The organism is Planktothrix sp. FACHB-1355 (assembly GCF_014748295.1).
Taxonomy (GTDB): domain Bacteria; phylum Cyanobacteriota; class Cyanobacteriia; order Cyanobacteriales; family Aerosakkonemataceae; genus Aerosakkonema; species Aerosakkonema funiforme_A.
On sequence record NZ_JACJUP010001180.1, the window covers coordinates 1 to 2,134 of the forward strand.

Annotated in this window: 2 protein-coding genes; both read right to left on the bottom strand. The window is 44.4% G+C overall.

Features of this window, described 5'->3' with window-relative positions; all coding sequences use genetic code 11:
* Positions 1-414 precede the first annotated feature (414 nt).
* Positions 415-771 (bottom strand): hypothetical protein, encoded by a 357-nt coding sequence (locus H6S82_RS30455; protein WP_190473752.1) that lies wholly within the window; start codon positions 769-771, stop codon positions 415-417.
* Positions 772-1,020: 249 nt separating this feature from the next.
* Positions 1,021-2,134: TIM-barrel domain-containing protein (locus H6S82_RS30460; protein WP_191057270.1), on the bottom strand; the 1,114-nt coding region annotated here is incomplete at its 5' end.

The following is a 2,134-nucleotide window of genomic DNA, read 5'->3' on the forward strand; positions in this document are numbered from 1 at the left end:
GAATTTTGCTTTGCAGATGCAACTGATTCTATCCAAATTCCCTTCACAGAAATAGCTATAGCTACTGAGTGGGGGAAACATTTGCAACAGGAATTGCAAGGTTATAGTTAGGGTCTAGAAAGTCAAAATTCAAAAGTCAAAATTCAAAAGTCAAAAGTCAAAAGCGCCTAACGCACCACGCCCCAAATTCGTACCAATTAATATGTTATATCGTAGGCTTTTCGGATTTATGGGGAAAAATGTTCGTCTTAATGTTAAAGTTGATTGTGATGCCTAACCCAGCCTACGATTAAATAACTTTTTATAATCACCACAAAAAATAGAGTTGATTTTTGGGTATGTTGTTGCGCTTTAGCGCTAAAGCGCAACAACGTACTTGTGTTTAATGTGCTTGGGTAAGACTTGAGAAATCGATTAGTCTTGACCGGTGACTTTTTCAATTATTTTGCTAGCTTCTTGGATGATGCCGTTATCTGGTTGCTTTTCTTCGTATTTGCCGAGATTTTTTTCGTAAGCTTTTTCCAGACCTTGAGGATCGTCAACTGCTTTCACTGCTTTTTCGTAAGTATCTACGCGATTATGGGCAGCTTGGTTAGTTTGAGCGGCGTTATCAATTCCTCTCTCTAAAGTTGGTTGTCTTTCTGTGGGGGCGGCGGCTAAACTTGGCTGACTGAAAATGAATAAACTTGAGAGGCCAATCAAGCTAATCAAGCTGAAAATAAAAAAGCTTTGGCGAAATGCCTGCTTTAAGTTGGAAAAAAGGCGCTGCATAGTATTTTCCTTTTTGTTTTTGTCACAAGTATCCTAATTGTTTAGTTAAGGCTGTAACTTCTGTCAAAAGATACATCAAACTGTATTCCCAATTACAGATTTTTAATTGTAACTACTCTGGGATTTTAACCACAGATATCCACAGATGAACACAGATGTCTTTGTGCTTTTCGGATCGGGAATAAGATTTTTGGGATCGGTTTTTCGATCGCATCCCTGACTTGTTGGGGAAGTCGGGGATCTCTTCGATCAAAAAGTGAAATGTTTTGCAGTACCATCATCTTGGAAGTGCTGTTCGCCTATGCCTGAGAGTTGGACGATCGCATCCCGCACTGGTGGGGAAAATTGTCCTTCACGCGCCCCAATTTCGACAATTATTTGTTGTCCTTCTCGATAAACGCGATATGTGGTGGTCGCCCAAGCGCCTGTTTTGTGGGCAAAGGTATGACCGTCATCTTCGTAAAGTGTCCATTCACCTGTACCGGGCCAAATACGCAACGTTAAGCGATCGAGGGGACGTTCGTCAACGTATTGCATTACGGGTGCCATTGGGATAATCGCACCGCCGCGAACGTACAGAGGCATTCTTTCTAGAGGCGCGTGGGCGAGGATGTGAATTGGCCCTTCGTAGCGATTGCCACTCCACCAGTCATACCACGTACCTTCGGGCAAGTATACGGCGCGATGTTCCTTTCCGGGTCGGTAGATGGGCGCTGCCATCAGGGATGGGCCGAGCAATACTTGATCGTAGAGGTTGTAGGTTTTCGGATCGTTGGGAAAATGATAGAGTAACGGACGCAAAATCGGTGCGCCAGTTGTGGCTGCTGACCAGAAAAGTGTGTAAATATAAGGCAATAATTGATAGCGCAAATTGATGTATTCGCGGCAAATTTTTTCGACTGTTTCGCCAAATACCCACGGTTCGTGTCGTGCGGTACTCATTGCTGAATGACCGCGCATTAAGGGGTAAAGCATTCCCACTTGCATCCATCGAGCGAATAATTCCGCTGTGGCGTTGCCAGCAAAACCGCCAATATCGCAACCGACAAATTGCACGCCCGACAATCCCATATTGCAAAGCATTGGTAGCGACATTTCCAAATGCTCCCATAAGGATTGATTGTCACCCATCCACACAGATGACCAGCGTTGAATGCCTGCAAAACCCGATCGCGTCAGCACGAACGATCGCTCGATCGCACGATGTTTTTCCAGTCCTTGAAAACAAGCTTTAGCCATTGACAAGCCATACAAGTTATGTGCTTCTAAATGATTTGTGAGTTCGTTGGAATTTCCTTGGGGTGCATCGAGGGGAAACCAAATTTTATTGCCGGGGTCGCCAAAAGGTCGATCGTCTAATGCC